This is a genomic window from Alteromonas sp. P256, from assembly GCF_036864455.1.
GTDB lineage: Bacteria > Pseudomonadota > Gammaproteobacteria > Enterobacterales > Alteromonadaceae > Alteromonas.
Window position 1 is genome coordinate 25,920 of the sequence record NZ_JAZETM010000004.1, and the last position, 24,043, is coordinate 49,962.

The window sequence follows — 24,043 nt, forward strand, 5'->3', positions numbered from 1 at the left end:
CAATATATAAAAAGATATATAGTGTATCAGAACGAATTATTATGGGCTACGGGATACAAGATTCGCAAAGCGTACTAAAGCGCGTGTATGCATACTGACAATACTTAAACTCTAAGTAGTCCAACAAAAGCTAGCAAAACAACGCGCTTTAAAAATAGTAAGCTGCAATTAATAGGTTTTATCGATCTGCTTAAGTTTTTTCTCGAAGGAATCATAGTGATCACTGGAGTCGTAATCAAAATGGTATTGGTTATGAAAACCGAATCGCAGCTTCACATTAACGTCTTCGATATACAGCGTATACCCATCGTGATCGGTAAACGCTGTAATGCCCATCAACTTGTATTCATCGCCCTCTTTCGAGCCATGCTGGCGAATTTTATCGAACACTTGAAGTAAAAACTTGCTGTCTAATTCGTTTTTCATTGTAAGTACCTTCCTTAACTTAATAAAATTAGTACTCTTTCACGGGATCTTTGGATTGGTCACAAAATCAATCAATTGAAGTTGTAGCGGAATCCTAAGCTGAGCATATTGGTTGAAAAGCTATCTTCCCCGCCGATGTAAGTATATTCAAAGCGCACCATCGAATTCTGTGAAACATAATAATCAAAGCCAAGCCCAATTAGACCAGCAGCGATACCATTATCAAAACTGCAAGACGCAGATGCTGTTTCGGTGCCACATGGAATAGTAGCTGCCACGTCCACTCGGGCAACGCCCAACTTATAAAACAATTCGCCCGTGGTGCTACTTGCCTTACCTAGCACAGCTAAATAAAGTGCTTCACCCTCAGCCTCTGCACCATCGTCGGAATAATCAAAAAGGTTCAAGTAGCCGGCTTCTGCATACCACTGTCTGTGAATTTTATGACCATATGCAACACTGTAAGCGACTTCACGATCGCTGCCACCGTCGAATTCAAAGTCCGTATACCCTACAGATACTAACCCGTAGTTTTCAGGTGCTGCTTCTGCTTTAAAACACACTAATGCTCCCGCTACTAGTGCACCTGCTATCCATAAATACTGCTTCATCTAAACCTCAAAAATAATATTCTAGTGAAAATTGAACATGATCGTCTCTTCGCAAGAAATAAAACGGATCTTCCGTGTCGTCAGAGGAGAAGAAATATCCATTTAATTTCCAACTCCAATTCGCGGTTAAGCGGCTAGATGCCTCAACAAAGCCGGAATATGTTGACGATTCATCTAAATCTTGCACAAAACCAAACAATACCTCAGTTCCAGCGATATCATTTACGATAACTCTCAAACCTGTCATTAAGTCGTTTTGTCCTATAGCGAAAAAATTATCGTCTCGTTCATCATATTGATATTCGGCTAAAACGCCTAAACCGTAGCGCGAGCCCCAAATACCTTGTTTAGTATATTCAAAACCCGTGACAACCGCCGCAAAATCTTCTGACTGCCCGCTTCGGTAAATAGACTCTAACTTTAAAAGCCACGCGCCCGATACTTTTAACACATCAATCCCGAATTGATCTATTTGCGCATAAAGAGGAAAAATAGCGGGTTCGCCATCTTGATTTAGCGTAGTAAAAAGTTCGGGTTCTCTAGACGTTCCTGAAAATGCGGACAGGCCAACTTCCCAGTCAGCGATAGACGATTGCCACCGTATTGCTATGTCGAGATTTCGTTCTTCATCATCAGACTCATACAATGCGTCACCTATCGCAACGGGGGGCCTTAGGCGACCACTGTCTCCCTGAAATGTCCGCTCTCTAAAGTATGGTAATGCATAAATCGAAAACATACCGTAATCAGAGAAATAGTTAAAATTTACCATAGGCTGGCCAAGTTTGACCTCACCATCTACGCTCTCTACTGAATCAGTTTGATTGATAATATCTACGAGATGAAGAGACTCTGTTTGGCCCCAAAACACCTTACCAATGCCAACTCGTGTCTCCCAAGAATCCGCATAATGCGCCCATTGAAATTCTCTTATATCTCCATGGGTTCTTTCATCATCATGCTCGTCAATGCGATAGAACGGCTTAAACACCAACGTATCGGCTCCGTCGTTCCACTGCGTGTAAACCTCAGGCATCAAAAATACTGAACTGTACGTGCGCTCCTGATTCTCATAAAGTGCATCTTGAAGGAAGTACCGTTTCTCAAATCCAGCGGAGCCAGTGACCTCTATCTCTGCATAACTATTATTGGCAAGTGCTAGCACTCCACATAAGGTGAAAGCTCTGATCATCGCGCTCTTTTCAACCTATTTTTATCAAAATCACTTTCTGACAGTTCGGTGTCAAAGTTGATATCTTCAGTTATTAAATATGTCGATTTACGCGTTTGTACGTTTCGCATCTCACTCCGCATAGGCCGCCAAAACTTGTCTTTATATAGTTTATATTCTTGAGGTGTCAGTACCTTTAACAAGGCATTCTTTTTATCATAGAACTCAATTTTCTGGACTCGATAGTGGGATTTATCTATCCACACCTTCTGTGAGGTATAGCCTGAGTAGTCATAATTGGGCGTTTGTCTCAGTACAAAACAGACCTCGCCATTGACCTCTTCCTCGCCAATATATTCATAAGAAAATTTTTCTACTTCATAAGATGTCATATCTTCAAAAGCAAACTCACTGCCAACAAATGGGCCACTTTTATTTCTCGAAGATATTCGTTTAACTCTCTTCAATGCAGGTAAGTAAATCCACTGTTCGTCAGGCTCTAGCGCATGAGAGAAGCTAAGAAATGCAGTTCCTTTAACGTCACGTGGAGAATTAAAAACAGTGAGTGCTTTATCACCATCATCAGAAACCTCCAACGATTTAACGTTGAGTTCACGCTGCGCTTCCTGCCCCTGACTATTGCGTAAAACCATAGTCACGTTTGCTTCTGTGGTACCCCAGCCAATATCCCTTTGTTTCCTTTCTTTAGCAATAGTCAGTGCTGTCGCGTTATCGGTTTCAGACGCAACAACATGTGTTGCCCCAATTAAAAGTATAGTAAACAGCGAAACGGTTTTACGTATTGATATCATGTATAACTCTCTCTTTTTGGCTGTCTGTCGTCCCCAATCCAAGCTAATAAAGCAGGGAGGAAAATAAAGTCCACGATTAATGCGGCCACAATGATAATAATCGTTAAAATTCCCATGTGTGCATTTAGCATGAAACTAGACGAGGCCAACACCGCAAACCCTAAGGTTAGAACAATGGTAGTCGTCGTCAATGCCATTCCCACTGAGCTAAATGCAAAAATAACACTTTCGTGGGCACTTTTATTCTCTTTTCGAGCGGTTTGATACTTTGATAAAAAGTGAACGGTATCATCAACAATAATACCCATAGTCATACTGATGACTACGGACAGCGCCATATTAATTTCACCCGACACCATGCCCCAAACACCAAACCCAATGGCAGCAGGAAGTAAATTAGTTACCAGACTCGCTGCTCCTAATTTTATCGACTTAAGGGCAAATAATATGAGCCCAGAAATTAACGCAAGCGCTAAGACACTCCCCCATACCATGTTCTTCATATTCCGCTCACCTATATGAGCAAACATCAATGGTGGACTTGCAGCCTCAATTCTGTACTTATTATCCAAAGAATTGAAAAAGTCTTTTGCGTCTTTTTCTAGTTGAGTAATTTCGTTACTGCCCAAATTTTCGATCACCGCAATGACTCTCAAGGCCGATTTATCAATATCTAATTGATTACCTAGGTCTAAGCCAAAAGGCAGGGACATTTCATAAAGTAGTAAATACTGTGATGCCAATTCAGAGTCGCCAGGAATAACGTGGAATGCTTCGTCATCCCCATTCATATTCTTATTCAAACGTTTTAACGTATCTGTGAAAGTAAGAACGTGGTTTACTTCTTCACGTTTAGTCAACCATTCAGAGAACAACGCCACATCACTTAAGAAGTCATTCTTGGTAATGCCATACGGAGTATCGGTATATAGCACGAAATCAATGTTAGACATGCCGCCAAATATTTTCTCATTCACATCCACTGCCTGTCGAAACGTGCTTCTTTCGTCAAAATATTTGACTGCTACATCATTGAGCCTGTTGTTCATGGCAAATGCACTGATAATAACAATGGTACTCAATGAAAAGACGAGGAGTACTTTGTGATTCTTCACAACAAACGCTCCCCAGCGAACAAATAATGTATTGTTAATAGCGCTGCCGCTACTTAGTGGTTTTAAAACAAGCATTGAAGGAAGCACGGTTAACGAAAATACGCAGGCGAGCATCACGCCCAACGCAGTCATATTTCCTAAATGCGCTAAAACAGGTACGGCAGAGAAGTTGAGCATTAGAAATCCAATTGCCGTTGTTACGCTTGTAATAAAAATAGGCTTTTTATTTACCTTCACGCTTTGTTCGATAGCGTTATGTGCCGAAAACCCCTTACTCAAAAAATATTTAACACCAACGATGATATGGATACAGTCAGCAACAGCAAGTGTCGTAATCATTGTGGGTGCATTAACCGTGGCGGTGCTTAAGTAAATGCCAACCCAGCCAGTTAAGCCAACGGTAATGGCTATTGATGCAATAACAACTGCCATAGTGAAAACAGCGGACCAAACAGAGCGCACGATAATAGCTATAGAGACAAAAATAAGTAGAAACATAGCGGGGATCAATGTTTCAGCGTCACTCTGCGCTGCTACGGCAAATGCGTCGTTCATTATGACCATTCCCGTAAGATAAATTTCATGGCCAGGATACCGCTCGAGCATTTCTGCCTTAATTGCTTTAGCGGCTGTTGCAATTTCAATAACGGCCTTTGTTTGATCTCCCTCAGGAAGCTGTATTGTCGTGTCTACGACCAATGCTTCTTTATTTTTTGAAACCAGCCTACCGAGAATCTCAGGGGTTGAGTCCACCACTTTTTCAATTTGAGCTACCTCTTCACTATTTTGCAGCTTCTCAAATAGTAGGTCTTCGACTATTAAGTCTCCATCAAGGTCGTATGTATGCTGATAATTTGTTATCGACTCGACTCTTGTCGATAGAGGGAGTTGCCATGCAGCTTCGGTTATATCGTAAGCGAGGTTAAGCGTATCTTGATTGAAGACATCATTACTCTTTGGCACAATCATAAACGCAACGTTTTCAGTTTTATTGAAAACATTTTGCATCTCCTCAAACGCCATTCTCTGTGGATCGCTTTCCTCAAAGAACACCTTATAATCGCCACGAAAATAGAGATTTTGAGCTCCAATTAACGCTAAAGCCATCACCAATAACGTGAAAACTAAAGACGCCTTGGGAAAAGCTAAATAGAAGGGCTTTTTTGACTTGTGAGACATCACAACATCCTGAGTTCTAATTCTGCAATAAGTGTATCGCTTAAACGTGAATTAACATAACCCGTAAGCAGATTTTTGTACTTCAGCACGACTTTTTTCACATATTTCGCCCGACCGCAAAAAAACCTGTAAAACTTAACTAACTGTTTTCTTTGCACATTACAGTATTTTAACTTCTTCATCGACGATTTTTTTTGATCTTTTGTAAATTTGTTGTAGTATCTATATCAACAACTGGTCAGATGAGCGGATGAGTAAATATGAGTATTAGAACTAGCTTAAAGAAAGTGCTACCCCCAATTTCAATTACAGAACAAGAAGCCCTAGATGCGGGTGACGTGTGGATTGAATCTTCAATTTATCAGGGTAAACCTGATATGCAGGCACTTCGCGATATCCCTCAGGCAAAACTGAGTGCGGATGAGCAAACATTTTTAGATGGTCCAGTAGCAGAGCTATTGGACATGATTGATGACTTCGAGCTTGGAAACGAAAAGCATATCCCACAAGAAATTATCGATTTCTTGGGCAAAAACCGTTTCTTCTCAATGATTATCCCTAAGAAATTTGGCGGTTTGGAGTTTAGTCCATACGCCAACTCTACGATTGTTGCCACCATTGCTGCGAAAAGCGGCGCGATTGCGGTAACAGTAATGGTACCTAACTCGTTAGGCCCGGGTGAGTTGTTGATGCACTATGGCACTACAGCACAACAAGACTATTGGTTACCTAGATTGTCTGACGGTCGCGACATTCCATGTTTCGCCCTTACCAGCCCAGAAGCAGGTTCGGACGCGGGTGCGATACCAGACGCGGCAATCGTGACAAAAGGCGAATACAACGGTGAAGAAGTGCTTGGTCTTCGCGTAAGTTGGGACAAGCGTTATATTACACTTGCACCAATCGCAACGGTTCTTGGTCTTGCTTTTAAAGTATTCGACCCAGACCAACTACTTGGCGATAAGTTTGAGCACGGTATTACATGTGCCCTACTTCCAAAGTCGCACCCTGGTGTAGAACTTGGAAACCGTCACGACCCGATGGGCGTTCGTTTTTATAACGGTACGACTCGTGGTCAAGATGTGTTTATTCCAATGGATTTCGTTATTGGTGGTCAGAAGAACATCGGTCGCGGTTGGCAGATGTTGGTGAGCTGTTTAGGTGCAGGTCGCGGTATTTCATTACCAGCGATGGGCGTTGCGACTGCTCAATCAGCGTTTAAAGGCACCGTTGAGTATTCTTTTGTACGTGAACAGTTTGGTTTACCTATCGGTCGTTTTGAAGGTATTCAAGAGAAGATGGCAGACATCGCAGGTAAAACATTCCTGCTAGAGTCTATGCGTGTGCTCACCACTGAAGGCCTAGGCCTAGGTGTTAAACCTTCTGTAGTGACTGCTATTGCTAAATACCACATGACCGAGCTAGGTCGTGATGTATTAAACTCAGCAATGGACGTGCAGGCAGGTAAGGCCATTCAACGTGGTCCTCAAAACACGTTGGCAGGCGGCTATTCAGCGCTTCCTATTGCCATTACGGTTGAGGGTGCAAACATCCTTACACGTAACCTAATGATTTTCGGTCAAGGTGCAATGCGTTGTCACCCACACCTTAAAGATATGGTTGACCTAATTCACAGCAACGAAAGTTCGGCTGATGCAGAATTTAACAAAGTACTTCGCAAAACTATCGGATTTAGCGTTAAAAATGCGTTCCGCAGTTTAGGTAAAGGCTACTTACCTTTCTTACGCGAATCTGAGTCAGCGTTACCAGAAGTACGTCAGTATGAAAAGCGTGTAAACAGCATTGCTGCGAAACTAGCGCCACTTGCTGATTTGTCACTTGCTGTACTTGGCGGCGACCTTAAGAAAGCAGAGCTATTGTCTGCTCGCTTAGGCGACGTAATGAGCTACTTATACGGAGCAATGGCGGCAATTCGCTTCTACGAGCAACGTATTGAAGATAGAAAGCTGGCACTTCCGTACTTTGAGTACGCGATGCAGTGGTCTTTACAGCAGGCTGATCAGGCAATTGTTAACTTTATCAACAATTTCCCGAACACGGCGACTCGCGGCCTAATGCGTTTGTTAACTAACACTTACACAAACAGCGTTAAGGGTATTAGCGACGACCTAGTACGTGAATTGTCACTAGCTTCTATGCAAGACAACAGCGTGAAAGATCAGTTAACTCACCTAGTACGTGTTATTCCAGGTGATGGTAACGACATCAACGAGCAAGCGTTTAAAGCGAAACACGCCGTTGCTCACTTGCTTAGCAAAGTGCAAAAAGCGCTTCGCAAAGAGCCAGTGGTTCCGTTTATCTCATTTGAGCATGCGCTTAATAAGCTTCAAGAAAAAGGCGTTGTTAACGCTGAAGAAGCAGCAAAACTGCATGACTACAATGAGAAGCGCAAGCTAGCAGTGCGTGTTGATGAATACACGTTCGACTTGGAGTTACTTCCAGCATCGCAGACATTAACTGCGGTAGACGGTGGAAAGAACGCTGCTTAAACTGTGTCTCAACGACAATCATATAACGTCAAGTACGAAGCGTTAAGCATTACGCACTAAGTACGACGTATTAAGTACGGTTTATTATGTACTGTGCGCTCAATACATGGCGTTGATGTAAGAATAGTAAGATAAGGCTCCAGCATTTAGCTGGAGCTTTTTTGTTTCGGTGGATATTTCTTTATATTTTTCTATCATTAATAACATTAATTCTGTAATCGTGAGAAATCATGCCCCCGCGAAAGTCAGTGGCGAATATGCTTTTGAAGAACCTGAGTGTCTTACTTTTTGTCTTAGTCGCTATACTCGTACAGCCTAAAATACCTTTGGCCAATGCTGATGAAAAAAGCGCCCCCTATGTAATAGGGTATATCGACCATCCCCGCATACATGAGTTTTACAAACCACTTATCAAAGAGGCTTATAAGCAAATAGGTATTACTGCTTCCTTTGAAAAAGTAGGTGTAAAAAGAGGGCTGAGACTATTAAACGAAGGGAGAACCGACGCTGACGTTATTCGCTATGATGTAGTAACGACAGATCACGCCAATATTATTGCGATAGAACCGCAACTATCACGAGGCGCATCATTTTTACTGTGCAAAAAAAGCGTTAAATGCCATGCAGATATTGTAAACGATCCGTTGGCGGGCATTGCCGTTACGTCTCGCTTTTACCAAAACTTTAACCGCCAGTCTGAACCTTTCAGCGCTAACTTTTATGAATTTGATGACTTTTATCACATCTTGCATCTCGTAAACACAAAACGCTTCGATTACGCAATTGCTCCAAGCGACTTTTCAGAATTAACTCTTTTCGATGACTATGACTTAACGTACATACCGCTAATAGAACATAAACTAGTGCATGTTATCCATAAAAAGCACCTTCACCTTAAAGAGAAGCTATCAGTAGCAATCGCAACACAGTTGGAAAAACATCAATTAAGGCATGCCAACGAAAAGTAAAGAAAGAAACTTGCAAGCTCTTTCCACTCATCAACAAAAATGCCCGCTTCAAGCGGGCATTTCGTTAGCTAAACTAACTAATGTTAGTCGAACATGTACTTAAGAGATAACACGGTTGTACGACCATTCAGTGGACGGGCACGTACGTAGCTACCTACCTCAGCAGAACCTTCTTCAGACTCTGTGATGATAAACTCATCCGTTGCGTTGTTAACGTTAAGGGCTACTGAGAACTGGTCATTCACCCAGTAAGTAGCAAACAAGTTAACCAGTGTGTAACCTTCTTGCTTAAGGTCATTGTTGTCTTGCACATAGTATTCAGTTGACCCCTGAAGTGATGCACCTACAGACCATGTGTCAGTGACATACTCAGGTGTAATTGTCCAAATCCAGTCTGCTTGACGGCGTGGCGTATTGCCTACAATTGCAGCGTTATTTACATCATCGCTAATTTCCGCATCTGTCCACGTTACGTTACCTGACATAACGAAGTTGTCAGTTGCATTCCAGCGACCTTCAAATTCAAGGCCCATGGCTTCGTATTCACGCATGAACGTAAGGCCGCTTGTGACTTCTGCTTGCGTATCTTCTGTTACTGTGTCGAACAACGTAGCGTTAAGCATTAGGTCTGATGTGCCGTACTTATAACCTACTTCAAGTTGCTTAGTGGTATCGAAACCAGAAGTAGTGCTAGTTAGGCTACCATCTTGGTTAAGTGTACCGCCAATTTGTAGCAAGCGGTCAGCTATTGCGCGGCCGCCCTTAGAGTAGCGAGCGAAGAACGTTTGGCTATCGCTAAGAAGGTATGAACCACCCACCGAGTAAGACGTGTTAGTTGCATCGTAATCAACGATTTGCGAGGCTGCACCTGCGCGGTTCAGATTAATAACACCACCGCTGATGAAGCCAGCGTTAACGGCCGATGCATCTTCGATTTGCTCAATAACGCCGTTGCCGTTGATATCAAAATCTGTGTTACCACCGCAGCATGAGTTGATTAGCTCACCAGATGCTTCAACCGTGTCGTGACGAACTGACGCATCGATAAGGATGTTGTCAGACAGCTCGAAGCCAACGTTCATATAAGGTGCAGTTGTTTGATAGTTTAAATCCCATTCCCAGGAAAGGAAGCTTGGAGACAACAAACCGTCAGATACCAACTCAACGCCATCACCATTAGTGATGTTTAGCATTTGTGAGTTAGAACCATCCAAAGTCTGGATAAACGTTTGCCAGCTCGACCAGCTAGTCGCGATTTCTTGATTTGAGTAGTAGTAACCAACTGTTAGGTCAACGCCGTTATCAAATTCTTTGCGAAGGCTGAAATCGTTAATCATGTTACCAAGATCGTTGATTCGCGTATCAAACTGTAGGTTGGTAAACGCTTGACCTGAGTAAGCGTTCCCCGCACCTGGGCCATTCGCCAATGTGACTGTAGTAGTGTCGCAGTTAAGCGCATTTCCGTCGCCGTCAGTGGCGCCTGCACATAACGCTGAAGCAAAATTAGACACGTCACCAGGGCCAGCTGGGAAGCCGTCTGTGAACGGGGCAATGAATCCACCAGAGATATCTGAAGTACGGAATTTGTTAAGAAGGAACAAGTTATCAGCAACTTCTAAATCAACTTCGATGCCGAAAGAGCTTACTTTTGACTCGATGCCATCACGCACATCACGGTTTTCTGGATTGCCAAAACTATCAAATGTAGACACATTTGTATTGAATGCAGAATTTAACGCCTGTGAGCTTGCATCGTAGTTTGGCACCGGACCAAATTCACCATCGCCTTTTACAAGCACGGGAGAAGGCAAATATGTTGAAACCCTATCATTAAGGTTTTTGTAGTAAAAACGAATGTGGCCGTTGTCTAGCATCTTAGTGATGTTGAACTTAATTTGACCACCTTGCTCACCGTTATACCCGGTTTCACGTGGGCCTTCGCCACCACGGGCAAAACCGGCTATGTGGTAATACATGTCGTCACTGATTTCGCCACCGTAGCGAAAGTCTAGACGAAACTCATCATAATCAACACCAAATGAGGTACCAATTGCGCCGCCGCCAACTTCACCAGTGTTGCTTATCATATTGATTACACCGCCTGGTGAGTTACTTGCGAATGTTGATGCAGAACCCCCACGAATAGCTTCTACGTTAGCAACAGACCAGTCATAGCGGATGAAGTTATCAGCGTTACCAAAGTTGATATCGCCGTATTCTAGAACCGGAAGACCATCTTCATGAATTTGTAAGAACTTTGAACCACCGGTTGCCAGAGGAATACCACGAATAGTGATATTTGCATTACCGCCACCGCCAGAAGATTCAGCACGGATACCAGGAAGTGCGCGAAACACTTCAGCCGTAGATCGAGGCGCAAGCTTGATAATATCGTTTTCGTTAAATGAGCTTACTGAAACACTCGCTTCCTGCATAGTCGCTCCACCAGGCGCGGCAGTAACTACGATTTGTTCATACTTTTCTTTACTCTTTGTTTCAGCATCTGATGGTGCTGCTTCTTGGGCAAAAGCAGTTCCAGAAAGTGCTGCGCAAACAGCGAGTGTCAATGCGTTTAGTGTGTGTGTGTTTTTCATGTCATCTCCGGCGGTGTGTTAGAGCCTTGATATCCAAAATGCTTACTTTATGAGACACAGCGATTGCACCCGCTGCTTAATCGATTAAGAATGTATACCAAGACTTTTATCTTGTAAAGATTCTGTGAAGAAAATTTTCAAAATTCGGCATAACAAACAGTATAACGAACATTTAATTTACAGAATTTATGATAACTTAACCAACAAACGTCTAGCACAAACAGAAAATTTAAACGTTTAAGAAAGAATACAAAACCCTTGTTCAGTGAAGGCTTGCGCCACGTGCTTTACTCTTACAATAGATGAAAGCATAGTACATAGCGTCTAAATGAGTTAAAACTAGCCCTGCGGTTTACGTTTTTATCTATGCTATTAACTAATAGTTAAAAATAATTGGTTGATAGTGTTAACAAGTGATGAACGTGCTATCCGAATTCGGGATTCTAATTGTCATGTATAAGTCATTGTAAAGAGGAAGCGGAAAACCGGAGAGAATGGGTTATATTTATCAATAAGCATTGATACTTTCCACGCAGCCATAAGCAGTAACAATTGATGCTGTACCTATTTATACAGTAAAAAAATTTATAGTGTAGTTATCTATACGTTATTAGTTATCTATACGTTATTAATAATCTATACATTAGCAATGAAAAGAGGCGCCTACTTTGCATCTTTACGATGATGATATACCTAAAGAGAGCGTAGACAGGGATACAGTGAACATGCTCATGGAAAACTCCGCTGTCAGCCTAGTCATGACAGCATTTTTGTTTTCCGGGCTTATATTCTTTTTTCAGCCCACCGACCCATCAGTGTCAAAAATAAAAATTTCGCTGTTGTTTGCAATGGCCGTCACACTTTTTGCTCGATGGGTAGATTCCTTCTACTGGCGCAAAAGACTTCGAGGCACCGAGTTTACCCCAACACCCGCTCTACTGCGTTTTTCTGTAGGCTTAATTACAACAGGCACTATTTGGGCTCTTTATACTACCCTTCTCTACAGTTCGATGGGAATGATTGAGCTTGCCGTTACCATGGTGGTCATTGCCAATATGGCAGCTGGAGGAAGTACGTTTCTCGCGCCCAGCAAAATATTAGTGGTCTTTTACGGAACAGTATTAATACTTCCTATATCTATATGCGCGCTGTTTAATGATGATGAATTTTTTGTTCTTGGTGTTTTCGGCATCGTTTTTTGGGTTGGCCTTTTTACTAGTGCGTTTAGGTACAACAATTTCTTCATAAACACGGTTCAACTCAAAGCTAAGAATTTGATGCTGGTAGAGCAAATGAAGCGAGAACGCCAGCAAACTGATAGAGTGAATCAGCTTTTGCGTAACACAAATCAGCGACTTGATGACGTTAACGGCAGTTTAGAAATGAAGGTACAAAAGCGTACCGAAGATCTTTTTCGTTTATCTAATCACGACCCACTTACAAGCCTCCTGAATAGAAACGGTTTGCTGAAACATATGAATCCATTGCTTGAAAAAACAAAGGCAGTGGACGGAACATTTGCCGTTTTGTTTGTAGACTTAGATGGGTTTAAGCAAGTGAACGATAGCTTAGGTCATAAAATAGGTGACATCGTACTGACTGAAATAGCGCAACGGCTCAGCAAATATTGTGAAACCAACCACCTTGCACGATGGGGTGGTGATGAGTTTGTTGCACTTCTTCCCTATGTAACTGTAGACACTGCAAAAACTGTTGCTCATGCGATGCGAAGTGGTATTACCATTCCAGTCACAGCGAATAAAAATCAAATTACCTTAGACGCTACTATTGGCATTGCCATGTTTCCAGAACATGGTGAAAACGATATGGATTTAATTCAGCACGCCGACCTCACTATGTATGACCAAAAACGCAAGCAAAGGGGTTCTGTTGGCGTATTCAATGAAGCACTGCACAATGTGGTAAAACGCGAGCAGTATTTATGCGAACGTCTGCGAAGCGCTATAGATAATGACGAGTTATGTGTGCACTATCAACCTATTATAAGTGTAAAAACAGCAAGGTTATCGTCTGTCGAAGCGCTGCTACGATGGCACTGTGACGGAGAAAATATTACACCAGATGTCTTTATCCCCCTTGCGGAGCGCTCAGGGATGATGCCAGAAATAGGCGCTTGGGTACTTAATCGCGCGTTAATCGATTTATCACACTGGCATGGGTTTGAGACACTATGCTTGTCTGTCAATGTGTCAATAGCACAATTGTTAGATGATGAATTTATAAAGATTTTAGATAATGTACTTCAAACCACGCAAGTAACACCGTCGCGGTTATCGTTGGAAATTACCGAGAGCGTTTTCGCAAACGATGAGGAATTAGTAACAAAAAGACTGCAAGCATTGGTAAGTCAAGGCATAAAGGTATCTATCGACGATTTCGGAACAGGTTTCTCGTCACTCTCTCGACTTCAAACCATGCCATTTAATTTTATAAAAATAGACAGGTCTTTTGTAAAGAATACATCTGAAGAGAGTGATACCATAATACGGGCGACGCTATTAATAGCGAGAGAGTTCGGCTGTGAAACCATAGCTGAAGGCATCGAAACAGAGCAGCAATTTAAGCATTTAGCAATGCTGGGCACAGATTATCTACAAGGTTTCTATTTCGCTAAACCCATGAAGCTTGAAGATTTAAAACACTGGTATAACGAAAAAAATTAATCACCATGGCACAACTTTATTTTTATTATTCTGCGATGAATGCAGGAAAATCCACTTCTCTTCTTCAATCTGCCTATAACTACCGCGAGCGCGGTATGCACTCAATTATTTATACTGCTGGGCTTGATGATCGTTATGGCATTGGAAAAGTGACCTCTCGAATTGGTTTGCAGGCTGATGCAAAACTTTACAGCAAAGGCGATGATTTATTCGCCTCAATTAAACAAGATGAACAAGAACGTCCTCTCGACTGTATTTTTATTGATGAAGCACAGTTTCTTACTAAAAAGCAGGTTCGCCAATTGGTCGAAGTCGTTGATGAACTTGATGTGCCAGTGCTGGCTTATGGGTTGCGCACAGACTTCTTAGGTGAAACCTTTGAGGGCAGTCATTATCTTCTTGCGTGGGCCGATAAACTGTTCGAACTAAAAACCGTCTGCCATTGCGGTCGAAAAGCGAATTTTGTGGTAAGACTGGACGAACAAGGCAACGCTGTTACAGGTGGAGACCAAGTTCAAATAGGCGGAAACGACACCTATGAGTCTATGTGCCGCAAGCACTTCAAGGAACTGGTTTGGAACGCTTGAGCGTGCTCGAAATGCTTGGACATACCGATACCGTGAACTAATTATAAATAAATGAAATTAGCAAAGGTTTTAGCATAATTAGCTGAGAATGGTTTCGCCCAGCTTTAAATCAAAGGGCAGTATTTGCTTGCGTTCCTCACCGGCGAGCAACGCTTTGGCGGCGGCCTCACCCTTGGCAACACTAGACTGACACACAGTTGTTAAATGTGGCCTAGCTCTATCCGCCTCCTCAATGCCATCAAAACCTGTAATTTTGAGTTCGTTTGGCACATCAATGCCCATAGCTAATGCGCTGTGAAGCAGCTCTAAAGCAATGATATCACTCATGCATAGCACCGTATTAGGTCGCGGCGAGCTCATAAGCACTTCTTTCGCTGCTTGTCGGGCGTAGCTTCTGTCACTCTCGGGAAGGTGCCAAATCCATTCATTGTTTATCTCAATGCCCAGCTCTTTTGCAGCGCGCACGTAGCCATCTAAACGACGATGTGAGATTGAACTGTTCACATCAATCAACGGACTATCATAAATTCTGCAGGTAGTCGGTGAGTCAATTAACCGCAAACCAAGTATAGCAACAATGTCATTTTCATCGATTGCAGCTTTGGCTACTTCATACGCCGCGTTTTCGTTATCAATGTTAATTGAAGGCACATCATCGATATCAAAATCCACAGTAATGGCGGGCTTAGACTGGGCTGCAATTTCTTGCGCTAGTTTATAATTACGCGGTGCGCCATAGCAGATAAATCCATCCACAAAGTCTACTACATCTAAAATACTGTTTGAATCACCGGCGTAGAGAAGCAGGTGCTTGCCCTGTTGCTGAAGTGTTGTGGACACCCCTTTGATAAACGTACTGGCTACCGGGTCGCTCACCATATAGGCAATGCTGTCTGCAAGCACAAGAGCAACAATGTTTGACGTGCCCTTACGTAAAATTTGCGCAGCCTTGTTTGGCCCTGAATAGCCTATGCGTTCGCACTGGGCGAGTATTTCTTCTCGTTTCCCTTTTGATAATTGATCGGGGCGATTAAAAGCATTTGAAATAGTAGCGGTTGATACGCCAAGTTGTTGTGCGACATCTTTAAGCGTTAACTTAGTCTTATTCATTGTAAGTAACTCACTGTGCGAATCTTAATCGATAACTGCTATGGCACCTTATCGAGCAGGGCTTCGCACAATACTAACATTAACTTAAACGTTTAACCCAACCAAATTAACGGATTCATAACCAAAACTTAAATATTTTCCATAAACTTAAACAAAAGTTGAAACGTCAGATGAGCCCTACCGAGTACCAAATATTTTATCTCCGGCATCGCCTAAACCCGGCAAGATGTAACCACTCTCATCAAGACGCTCATCAATAGCCGCGGTAAAAATATCAACATCAGGGTGCTTATCTACCACGCTGCGAATACCCTCTGGTGCAGCCACTAAGAACAATCCCATGATATTTTTGCACCCTTTTTCTTTGAGCAAATCGATAGTAGAAATTAAGGTGCCGCCAGTGGCCAGCATGGGGTCGACAATAAGTGCCGTCCGCTCATCAATATTTTTTACCACCTTATCGAAGTAAGCAACTGGTTGAAGAGTCTCTTCGTCTCGATACAGTCCTACTACACTAATTTTGGCATTAGGGATAAGCTCTAACACCCCTTCTAGCATACCTAAGCCGGCGCGCAAAATTGGCACCACAGTAATCTTTTTGCCTTTGATCTGCTTTACTTCAACATTGTCACCAGACCAGCTTTCAATAGTCGCGCGTTCGGTAGGTAGCGTTCGCGTTGCCTCATAAGTTAATAGGTTACCTACTTCTGACGCCAATTCGCGAAAGTCTTTACTGCTGATAGTAGCATTTCGCATTAATCCTAATTTATGAGCAATAAGAGGGTGCGTAATTTCATGAACAGCCATAATGAATTCCTAAATAGATAATCAACGTCATACTATAGTAAATGTTATCGCATGCTCTGTCGCGGTTTACGCAACATCCAGTGTTCCGCCATCGGGTAAAGTCACCTCTATGGTTAAACTTCCGCCAACGGCAGCTAAATACGCAGCCGCTCGTTGCAAAGACACATCTTGAATGCGTTTAGATTCAAGTTTACTGACCCCCGATGCTGTCACCGATAATGCCATGGCCACCACTTCTTGTTTAACTCGATGCTGTTTTCTGATGTCGCCTAATGTAAGTTCTTTCATTTGTTATTACCGAAAAATTGAGGGCATTAAAAAAGCCCAGTTAGTTCACACCTTCTGGGCTTTTGCAAAACGTTCTTACCTATGCCCAGAAGCGAATACTTGCCCCTGAACAACACGCGTCAGGTGCGGTCAGTAGATAAAATTATAAAAATAAGATAGTGAAACGTTTTGCATGATAACTCTCTTATGTCTTTGGCTTTAAAAAACTATTTTCTGGCTTCTAACCTAGTAAGCACACTATTGCCACTGAGTGAGTTTGTGCTCACTAGATATTTCTATGTGTAATCAACAACAAGCTCATCTGCATCGTTGTGGATGCGATATAGTGGCTTGGATAACACTTATAGTTAAACATACCATCGCTACTGGCAATAACAACCGCTTTCCTAAAAGGAAAGTGGATAAGATCGTCTTTGAGCTGCTGCAGCGCTCTCTCTATCTCTTAAAATGCAGTGCCAATATTCGCGCTTTTTAGCTTAGTTAAAAATGCAGGCACCTCTGCACTGCCCTCTTCGGGTGACCAAGGTGCAAAGCCCTTATCTTCGGTGACATCGTAAGGGCCTTGCTTTACTTCCATAAAGACCACAGGCTCAAAACATACCGTGGCATGCCAGGTGTTTGGCGGAATCTCCAACCCTGTACATTCCCCACCTGCTTTCAAGGTAATACGGTTGGTCATCACACCGTGCTCGTCGAAAAATAATAAGTCCAATGCTCCTTCAACTACCATAAAAAACTCCCACTTATGGCGCTGAATATGCTGGTGAGGCCTGACATAAGAGTCGGGAAGCATAGCAATGAATAAGCGCTGCACGATATCATCAAAAGACTGATGTACATTTAAGTTTGCCCGTTTACGCGGGCTTTTTGCAGCCTCATTTTTCAATGCGGCGAAAGCGGCGCGGTCGAATAGTTGCACATTATTCATTGCATTCCCTCGTCGTTGATAGGTGAACTGAACCTAGCTATTGAATTAGCTATTGAATTAGCTATTGAATTAGCTATTAAGTAAACTTCTGAATTAGCTACTGTATTCGTTGCTCAGTGATACAGATTGTCATTGTTATAACCTGTCTAACAAGAATAAAAAAACGAGCATTACGCTCGTTCTTTTTAAACATACCCTAACATGCCTATCTTTGCACGCGCTAGGACGTGCTTACCCTTGCAAGCGCTGGCTTACGGTGCTTTAAACGATGATAACCCATCCATTAGCACGGTCTTGAGCTCTTGCCCCTCTTCCGTATCAAGGTAAGCCTTAACGCTCTCAACGATTTGCGCAATTTGCTGAGTATCGAGACCTAAGGCGTCAAATTGCTTTTTCAATTCATTCATATTTGAAAAAGATTCGCTGTATCCAGCCGCCTTATCAAGCAAGCCACCAAGAGAGCCTTTACTGCTCACCTCACTCACATCAGGTGCCGCAGCAAGTAGGCTGTCTAAATTAGGCAGCTTTGATTTAAGCGTGTTGATTTGCTCTGCCGAGATATTTTTTTCAGCATAGCTAAATAGCGCAGCTAAACTTCCCTTAACTTGCTCAGAAGTCATACCCGTTGCATCTTCAACTGACGTCATCATTCCTTCAATTGTTGGGCCCGTCACTTCTTCGCCTTCTGCGGCCAGTCCTAAAAAATCTTTGACTGAATCTAGCCAACCTTCTGCCTGTACCTGTGGTGCAACAACTAGCATGGAAGCTAAAGCAAGCGCGTATACACGTTTCATAATTTTTCCCTAATAATTGATATTGCCGATAGGGTAAAACAAAACGCGTAAACACACTATTAGCTTTACGTATGATTTACGTTTAACTTTCTATACGTAATCTCATGACTTTTTTTAGGCCATCGAGTGCATTTATTAATGCTACCGTTGTGCCACTTCTAACCAGCCACCTTCAATATTTTTTACGACTTTATCTGAATGACAAAAAACGGGAATTGCCCAGCTATCGCCCGTTTCGTCAGACTGAATTCGGCTGTCTGGCCACGTGTACGCCGCGTGGGATGACAGTAAAACCCAGCTATTTTTAGTATCAGAAGCCTCTGTATTTTTAGACTCAATATCAGTAACCGCTGCACCATAAGGCTTCCTTCCCAACGCTTTCCAACCTGTACTTGAGGTATTAGCTTCAACACCTTTTGGGCCAAATCGAAGCATTGGCTCATCTTGCTCATCGAGAACCACCATATGGTGGTCCCCGGTATAACTCACTCTAATCGCACTATCGACGCCAGGTATGATCATGGCGCTGAGGTTGGCAATAGGCGTAGCACTGTTATCTAGTGTTACCAACGTGCGTGTTTCTGGTGGGTTTAGCGATTTGAAATAGCCATCAATCATCTCACGCTCGCCATCTACTGCAATGCCTATTTGCCACTCATCGGCATGTTCATCACTTTTAACCAGCCGTTGATCGTACCAACCATAATAGTTATTTTTACTAACTTGAGTCCATTTTGCCTCTATATTCCCATCTTTCACCCACTCAGGTAGAGGTCTTGGGCCCGCAGTTTGAACCTTAAACCACATCGGGTGATCCCAATTTGCAAACACTCCTTGCTTAGTGATACGAATAAACGGAGTATTGTCCTGTGCAAGAACCTCCAACCTTCCTTCACCCGAGTAAGCAATAAGAATTTCGTTGCCCAATGGTGAGCTTTGTATTTGCGTTACAACATGACTATTTTTGCTAGCGTTTAGCACTGGTTGCCATTCTCCATCCACCTTGCTGCTGCCGTGCGCATAGATAGCCTGAGAAAACACAATGAGCAATAAGCTTATTAGACGTAGTTTCATAATCCCCCCTATCGACATACGTTAGATAGTGCACCGGTAACGCTAATGGGCTTTGATTCAGAAGGAACCAAGTTACCTTCATCATCTCGTGCGTTGACAAACAGCATATAATCGCCAGGCGGCACGACGGCCTGCTCTTTAGGCATTTGCACTACAATTCTGCCGCTTCTATGACGCACAATAGGTAACTCTACGCTTCGTTGGTCACCGTCGATAAGGTGTGTAATATTAGTGAGTCGCACTAGCACAACCGATTCAATTCGCTTGTTCATCGCTTTCGTTGCTTTGTCACTGTTTTTAAGTCTAATTTTTAATCGCTCACCTACGTGCACAGACTTCCTTCTTTTTCCAATTGAAGGGCGATCGCCAAACATGTAGGGCGGCTTGTAGATTTCAAAGGAAGGGTCACGTCCGTCATTAGGTGAGAAGCCCGGCAACGTTACGCTGTACGCATAAGCAGTATTAATGGGGGCATGACCACCAATTAATACACTTCCATCAGGCAGTAACGCTGCTGAGTTATGATAAGTTCGTGGGCGGTTTTGTTTTGCAACCTTTCTAAAGGTTTCGGTTTCAGGGTCGAATATTTCAGCCTGTAAAATCGGCACTCCAGTACCAGGAAGTACCACCTCGTCTCTGTCAGCACCTGATACCACTAGCACTTCACCAGTCGGCAGTAACACACCTGTGCCATACCAGCGACCTTGTGACAAACTCCCTGTCGAGCGAGAGTCATACAGCATGGTTTCTCCCTCGATGGTTACAGAGTCGATTCGCGCTAGGTTTGTGCCCAAGTAAAGCCCAGGGCTAGTGGCTGCAACGCCAGATAGTACGCCACCAGCAGTTAAAAACTCTGCCTTGCTGTACTTGCCATTTTCATCGGGCTTAAGTGGCATCATCATAGAAAATGTGGAGCCTCTGAAACCTGCGCCTAATACAGACTGCACGTCTGCTAGCTTGGATGGGTCGTCAATAATAGGTGCTAGAGCGTCAAAAGGATTGGCAATAAACTCTTCAGTTAAGCCGCTAAGCAGCCCGCTGAGTGATTTATCAGCTTCAGTGTTGGTAATATTGAGTAAGCTGGTTAAGTCGCCCAAGCCCGCTTCGCTTAAATGCAACGGTAAGCCAGCAAACCCTAAATCGGCCCAAGTTTGCGACTTAGGATCGTAAGCTGCAACAATATTCCACAACGCTTGGTCGTAGCCTTGCCCGAAGGGGTTAAATGCTTGTCCGCCACCGTTGTAGAAAACATGCCCATTGGGCAAAAGGTGTAGGCGTGGGTATAGAGGCAACGAGCGCTCAGCTAAAGCCCCATTGTCTGTCCACTCTCCGCATGAGGTATCGTAGGTTTCGGTTACCGTTACGTTTCTACCTGATGTCTCAGGGCGCGTTAAATACACTGGCTTTACGAGCTTAGTAACGCCACTGGCTACAAATACGTTACCGTTTGCCAGTGACACCGTGCTTGGGTACCAGCGACCAAAATTCATATCACCGGTTTTACGCCAGCTATTATCGTCAGGATTAAAAATTCGGCTATTTTTAAGGCCTTCTAACTCAGACAAGCCAAAGTTAATCGGCTGACCTAAAAGCTCGGTGTTCACTCCAGGTTCATGGTAATAATCGGTGCCGCCAACCGCCATCAGTTCGCCGTTTGGCAACCCTACTAAATCTGCACAAAAGAGCGCGCCATCGTTGTTAGTTCTATCGTCATCCGTGCCTAAATCGATATCAATAGGATTGCCGAGAAAACCTGAAATGTCACCGATAAGGGTTTCTGAGTCGTTGCCATCAGGATTGGCCCCCGCATCAACAGGCGACGGGGCAATCCAACTCGCGCTGCCGTTTTTCATAGTCAGCACGCGTGTTTGATCGTTTACAATTGCTGAACCAATTTCTAGAAGCGCGTTGTATTCAATGTTTTCTGTACCCTCAAGGGCATTGAAATACAAAATACGGCCATCATTGAGAAGTGCCAAACTTCCCGCTGCAGGTTTACACTTTAATACCCCTTCATCATTCTCTTCGCACTTTCCATTGTCAGGGTAGTTATTAAGGGGGTTTTTAATATTGGTATTGTTTTGATCGGCAAACTCACCAGTCACTAGCGGCTCTTCAAATGGATTGGTAAATAGTCCTTTTTGTTTACATATTTGTTCGTTCACACATTCGGGGGTGACAATGGGCACCTTTCCTTTATTGCGATCGGCTAGTGCAAAGTGGGAGGTAATACTTAAAGAGAGCAGTGTTAATGCGGGTACAAGTGATGGGCGTGTTTTCATTTTTGGCATCCTGTTGTTTAAGTTTACATGCTGTCGAACAACGGCGAAACCCACCCGACTTGTTAACAACATGTAAACCAAACGACTTGCGTTTCAGATTGGATGCAAAAAAATGAAAGTTTTTAAAAACGCGTAAAAACAGGTTTGTTTATTTAGACTTTTTCATGCGGCGACTTTGCTCCTCACGCTTCTCTTCACGCTTTTCTTTTCGGTCTTTTTTGTCAGGCGTTAAAGAGCCCGTTTTGAATTTCTGTTTACGCTTGGCCTTTGCCTCGGCTTTTTTCTTAGCCGCTTCTTCTATCTCCATTTGTTCTGCCACAAGCATTTCAGGCGTTTCAAGAGTTATGCGACCTAACTTGCCAGATTGAAGTTCTTTTAACAGTATTTCACAAATTTTATGCAGATTTACGCGCCCACCGGCCATGATGGCACCACGACTTTTTGCCGCCGCTTCTAGAAACTCAATCTCTGTATCTGGCAGTTCATCAAGCTTATATCGCTCTTTTAAAACGTCAGGGTAAGCCTTTATTAAGTAGTCGGCGGCAAAAAAACCAACGTCATCGTATTCCATGGCCGTGTTTTTTACCGCACCAGAGGAGGCTAAACGATAGATGGAGTGTGGGTTTTCAAGTTTCGGCCACAGCACCCCCGGGGTATCGAACAAAATAATACCGCTTCCTAAATTTATACGCTGCTGACTTTTTGTGACGGCAGGCTCGTTACCTGTTTTTGCGATAATTCGATCGGCAAGAATGTTAATAAGCGTAGATTTTCCAACGTTTGGAATACCAGTGATCATCGCTTTAATCACTTTAGCCTGGCCATCTTTATGCGAGCATATGCTGCGGATAAGCTGCATAAGCTGTTTGCTGTTACCCGGATTATCGCTTGATGTAGTAATGGTTTTAACGCCGCGCTCTTTTTCTAAGCTTTCTTGCCAACGGGCCGTAATTTCTGGGTCGGCTAAGTCATACTTATTCAAGATTTTAATACAGGGTTTATCGCCGCGTATTTTTGCAATTTCAGGGTTTTCACTGGAAAAAGGAATGCGTGCATCAAGCACTTCGATAAGTATGTCTACCTGGCTGAGCGACTCTTTTATTTCTTTGAGCGCTTTGTGCATATGACCGGGAAACCACTGAAGAGCCATGCGTTATTCCTATGTGTTTATTGAGGGCTGAAAAAATATAAGTAACAATGAATGCAAACAAAATTAATCGAAAATCGTGGTCGTGCTATGACGTTTAGTTAACATGATAGCTCGTAAGCACAAATATTCACCGCACTAGCAAGGTTCAACGAGTCTATTTTACCACTGCCCGGTATTGTAAATGCAGTAGCGTTTAGACGCTTTACATCCTCAGTAGGTACGCCACGTGCTTCATTGCCAAAAAGGTAACATTCGAAGTGAGCAAAGCTGTCTGATTTTACCTCTTGCCCGTGCATGTCCAAATAAGCGAACTGAGAAAATCGTGATGTTAAGCTTTCAAGTGGAACATTAAGCTCCATATCAGCGTGAAAGATTGCTCCCATGCTCGACCTCACCACTTTAGAATTAAACGGGTCGACACTGTTAGGGCTTAGCAACAACTTAAACTCACCAAACCATGCAAGCGTCCTCAGTATTGTACCAAGGTTGCCGGGGTCTTGTACCTCATAAAGATAAATACAGCGCTTTGAAGTGGCGCTACTTGCCGACTTTTGCATCTGCTCTTCAGCTGATGCCGTGTGCCGCTGCTCCTCTTCATTAAGCATCGAAGGAAGCGGCACCCTCGCGATAATCCCCTGAGGTGATTTTGTATCGCTTATTTGCTGCATTTGCACTGAGGTGACTGTTTGAACCTGGATGACATCATCGCTAAGCAATGGCGCATATTCTGCCTTTGCAGAGTCAATCCAGGCTTCATATTCTGGAGTAACGTATACCGCCACCGCGCTTTTAGGCGCCGACTTCAATAACTCTAAGAACAGATGTTCACCTTCCACCAAATAATAACCGAACTGAGTTCGATACTTTTTTTGGTGTAGCTTTTTCACATCGCTTAGCTTCATTAACGTATGCTCCAGAGTCTAAAATTGTCACACCATCTAGAATAGGTGCGC

General features: G+C 43.2%; 19 protein-coding genes. 4 read left to right on the top strand and 15 right to left on the bottom strand.

What is annotated here, in order from left to right:
* Nucleotides 1-168: 168 nt before the first annotated feature.
* The 5 genes from V7R39_RS07990 to V7R39_RS08010 all read right to left on the bottom strand — a co-directional run bounded on the left by V7R39_RS07990 (nt 169) and on the right by V7R39_RS08010 (nt 5,314).
* The gene (locus V7R39_RS07990) at nt 169-426 is read right to left on the bottom strand and encodes a DUF3081 domain-containing protein (RefSeq protein WP_032097183.1); all 258 of its coding nucleotides are present in this window, start codon (nt 424-426) and stop codon (nt 169-171) included.
* 71 nt (nt 427-497) lie between these two features.
* Nucleotides 498-1,037: an outer membrane beta-barrel protein gene (locus tag V7R39_RS07995; RefSeq protein WP_163104840.1), complete on the bottom strand. Its 540-nt coding sequence runs from the start codon at nt 1,035-1,037 to the stop codon at nt 498-500.
* A gap of 7 nt (nt 1,038-1,044) precedes the next feature.
* Entirely contained in the window at nt 1,045-2,229 is a 1,185-nt protein-coding gene (locus V7R39_RS08000; RefSeq protein WP_334029901.1) for a hypothetical protein, read from the bottom strand.
* Nucleotides 2,226-3,020 (bottom strand): outer membrane lipoprotein-sorting protein, encoded by a 795-nt coding sequence (locus V7R39_RS08005; protein WP_334029902.1) that lies wholly within the window; start codon nt 3,018-3,020, stop codon nt 2,226-2,228. Before V7R39_RS08005 ends, V7R39_RS08000 begins: the two co-directional genes overlap by 4 nt.
* Nucleotides 3,017-5,314: an efflux RND transporter permease subunit gene (locus V7R39_RS08010; RefSeq protein ID WP_334029903.1), complete on the bottom strand. Its 2,298-nt coding sequence runs from the start codon at nt 5,312-5,314 to the stop codon at nt 3,017-3,019. Before V7R39_RS08010 ends, V7R39_RS08005 begins: the two co-directional genes overlap by 4 nt.
* Nucleotides 5,315-5,574: 260 nt before the next feature.
* On the opposite strand from V7R39_RS08010, the gene V7R39_RS08015 reads away from it, so the two are divergent.
* Together V7R39_RS08015 and V7R39_RS08020 are read left to right on the top strand one after the other, a co-directional pair.
* Nucleotides 5,575-7,824 carry an acyl-CoA dehydrogenase gene (locus V7R39_RS08015; RefSeq protein WP_334029904.1) on the top strand — a complete coding sequence of 750 codons (2,250 nt, stop codon included), beginning with the start codon at nt 5,575-5,577 and terminating at the stop codon, nt 7,822-7,824.
* Nucleotides 7,825-8,081: 257 nt separating this feature from the next.
* The gene (locus V7R39_RS08020) at nt 8,082-8,792 is read left to right on the top strand and encodes a hypothetical protein (RefSeq protein ID WP_438823530.1); all 711 of its coding nucleotides are present in this window, start codon (nt 8,082-8,084) and stop codon (nt 8,790-8,792) included.
* 83 nt (nt 8,793-8,875) lie between these two features.
* On the opposite strand, the gene V7R39_RS08025 is transcribed toward V7R39_RS08020, so the two are convergent.
* Complete coding sequence (locus V7R39_RS08025; protein ID WP_334029906.1) at nt 8,876-11,386, bottom strand: TonB-dependent receptor domain-containing protein; 2,511 nt, start codon at nt 11,384-11,386, stop codon at nt 8,876-8,878.
* Nucleotides 11,387-12,054: 668 nt separating this feature from the next.
* On the opposite strand from V7R39_RS08025, the gene V7R39_RS08030 reads away from it, so the two are divergent.
* The gene (locus tag V7R39_RS08030) at nt 12,055-14,070 is read left to right on the top strand and encodes a putative bifunctional diguanylate cyclase/phosphodiesterase (protein ID WP_334029907.1); all 2,016 of its coding nucleotides are present in this window, start codon (nt 12,055-12,057) and stop codon (nt 14,068-14,070) included.
* Between the two features lie 5 nt (nt 14,071-14,075).
* Nucleotides 14,076-14,657 (top strand): thymidine kinase, encoded by a 582-nt coding sequence (locus tag V7R39_RS08035; RefSeq protein WP_334029908.1) that lies wholly within the window; start codon nt 14,076-14,078, stop codon nt 14,655-14,657.
* Between the two features lie 78 nt (nt 14,658-14,735).
* On the opposite strand, the gene V7R39_RS08040 is transcribed toward V7R39_RS08035, so the two are convergent.
* From V7R39_RS08040 to V7R39_RS08080, 9 genes are all read right to left on the bottom strand, one after another.
* Entirely contained in the window at nt 14,736-15,767 is a 1,032-nt protein-coding gene (locus tag V7R39_RS08040) for a LacI family DNA-binding transcriptional regulator (protein WP_334029909.1), read from the bottom strand.
* 177 nt (nt 15,768-15,944) lie between these two features.
* Nucleotides 15,945-16,574 carry a uracil phosphoribosyltransferase gene (gene upp, locus V7R39_RS08045; protein WP_334029911.1) on the bottom strand — a complete coding sequence of 210 codons (630 nt, stop codon included), beginning with the start codon at nt 16,572-16,574 and terminating at the stop codon, nt 15,945-15,947.
* A 66-nt stretch (nt 16,575-16,640) separates the two neighbouring features.
* Nucleotides 16,641-16,862, bottom strand: a complete 222-nt coding sequence (locus V7R39_RS08050) for an XRE family transcriptional regulator (RefSeq protein ID WP_032097192.1) — start codon at nt 16,860-16,862, stop codon at nt 16,641-16,643.
* Nucleotides 16,863-17,304: 442 nt separating this feature from the next.
* Entirely contained in the window at nt 17,305-17,790 is a 486-nt protein-coding gene (locus V7R39_RS08055; protein WP_334029912.1) for a WbuC family cupin fold metalloprotein, read from the bottom strand.
* Nucleotides 17,791-18,041: 251 nt separating this feature from the next.
* Nucleotides 18,042-18,584, bottom strand: coding sequence for a DUF2780 domain-containing protein (locus V7R39_RS08060; protein WP_334029913.1), 543 nt, complete (start codon nt 18,582-18,584; stop codon nt 18,042-18,044).
* Nucleotides 18,585-18,725: 141 nt separating this feature from the next.
* Nucleotides 18,726-19,658: a hypothetical protein gene (locus V7R39_RS08065; RefSeq protein ID WP_334029914.1), complete on the bottom strand. Its 933-nt coding sequence runs from the start codon at nt 19,656-19,658 to the stop codon at nt 18,726-18,728.
* 8 nt (nt 19,659-19,666) lie between these two features.
* Nucleotides 19,667-21,940, bottom strand: coding sequence for a galactose oxidase early set domain-containing protein (locus V7R39_RS08070; protein WP_334029915.1), 2,274 nt, complete (start codon nt 21,938-21,940; stop codon nt 19,667-19,669).
* Between the two features lie 148 nt (nt 21,941-22,088).
* The gene (ylqF, locus tag V7R39_RS08075; RefSeq protein ID WP_334029916.1) at nt 22,089-23,090 is read right to left on the bottom strand and encodes a ribosome biogenesis GTPase YlqF; all 1,002 of its coding nucleotides are present in this window, start codon (nt 23,088-23,090) and stop codon (nt 22,089-22,091) included.
* Between the two features lie 98 nt (nt 23,091-23,188).
* Complete coding sequence (locus V7R39_RS08080) at nt 23,189-23,992, bottom strand: TrmH family RNA methyltransferase (protein WP_334029917.1); 804 nt, start codon at nt 23,990-23,992, stop codon at nt 23,189-23,191.
* Between the last annotated feature and the right edge of the window lie 51 nt (nt 23,993-24,043).

Bases quoted from the DNA above. Each gene is read 5' to 3' on its own strand.
- V7R39_RS08025 (WP_334029906.1), bottom strand. From the start codon at position 11,386: ATGAAAAACACACACACACTAAACGCATTGACACTCGCTGTTTGCGCA.
- V7R39_RS08005 (WP_334029902.1), bottom strand. From the start codon at position 3,020: ATGATATCAATACGTAAAACCGTTTCGCTGTTTACTATACTTTTAATT.
- V7R39_RS08000 (WP_334029901.1), bottom strand. From the start codon at position 2,229: ATGATCAGAGCTTTCACCTTATGTGGAGTGCTAGCACTTGCCAATAAT.
- V7R39_RS08060 (WP_334029913.1), bottom strand. From the start codon at position 18,584: ATGAAACGTGTATACGCGCTTGCTTTAGCTTCCATGCTAGTTGTTGCA.
- V7R39_RS08015 (WP_334029904.1), top strand. From the start codon at position 5,575: ATGAGTATTAGAACTAGCTTAAAGAAAGTGCTACCCCCAATTTCAATT.
- V7R39_RS07990 (WP_032097183.1), bottom strand. From the start codon at position 426: ATGAAAAACGAATTAGACAGCAAGTTTTTACTTCAAGTGTTCGATAAA.
- V7R39_RS08070 (WP_334029915.1), bottom strand. From the start codon at position 21,940: ATGAAAACACGCCCATCACTTGTACCCGCATTAACACTGCTCTCTTTA.
- V7R39_RS08040 (WP_334029909.1), bottom strand. From the start codon at position 15,767: ATGAATAAGACTAAGTTAACGCTTAAAGATGTCGCACAACAACTTGGC.
- upp (WP_334029911.1), bottom strand. From the start codon at position 16,574: ATGGCTGTTCATGAAATTACGCACCCTCTTATTGCTCATAAATTAGGA.
- V7R39_RS08080 (WP_334029917.1), bottom strand. From the start codon at position 23,992: ATGAAGCTAAGCGATGTGAAAAAGCTACACCAAAAAAAGTATCGAACT.
- ylqF (WP_334029916.1), bottom strand. From the start codon at position 23,090: ATGGCTCTTCAGTGGTTTCCCGGTCATATGCACAAAGCGCTCAAAGAA.
- V7R39_RS08020 (WP_438823530.1), top strand. From the start codon at position 8,082: ATGCTTTTGAAGAACCTGAGTGTCTTACTTTTTGTCTTAGTCGCTATA.
- V7R39_RS07995 (WP_163104840.1), bottom strand. From the start codon at position 1,037: ATGAAGCAGTATTTATGGATAGCAGGTGCACTAGTAGCGGGAGCATTA.
- V7R39_RS08050 (WP_032097192.1), bottom strand. From the start codon at position 16,862: ATGAAAGAACTTACATTAGGCGACATCAGAAAACAGCATCGAGTTAAA.
- V7R39_RS08055 (WP_334029912.1), bottom strand. From the start codon at position 17,790: ATGAATAATGTGCAACTATTCGACCGCGCCGCTTTCGCCGCATTGAAA.
- V7R39_RS08010 (WP_334029903.1), bottom strand. From the start codon at position 5,314: ATGTCTCACAAGTCAAAAAAGCCCTTCTATTTAGCTTTTCCCAAGGCG.
- V7R39_RS08065 (WP_334029914.1), bottom strand. From the start codon at position 19,658: ATGAAACTACGTCTAATAAGCTTATTGCTCATTGTGTTTTCTCAGGCT.
- V7R39_RS08035 (WP_334029908.1), top strand. From the start codon at position 14,076: ATGGCACAACTTTATTTTTATTATTCTGCGATGAATGCAGGAAAATCC.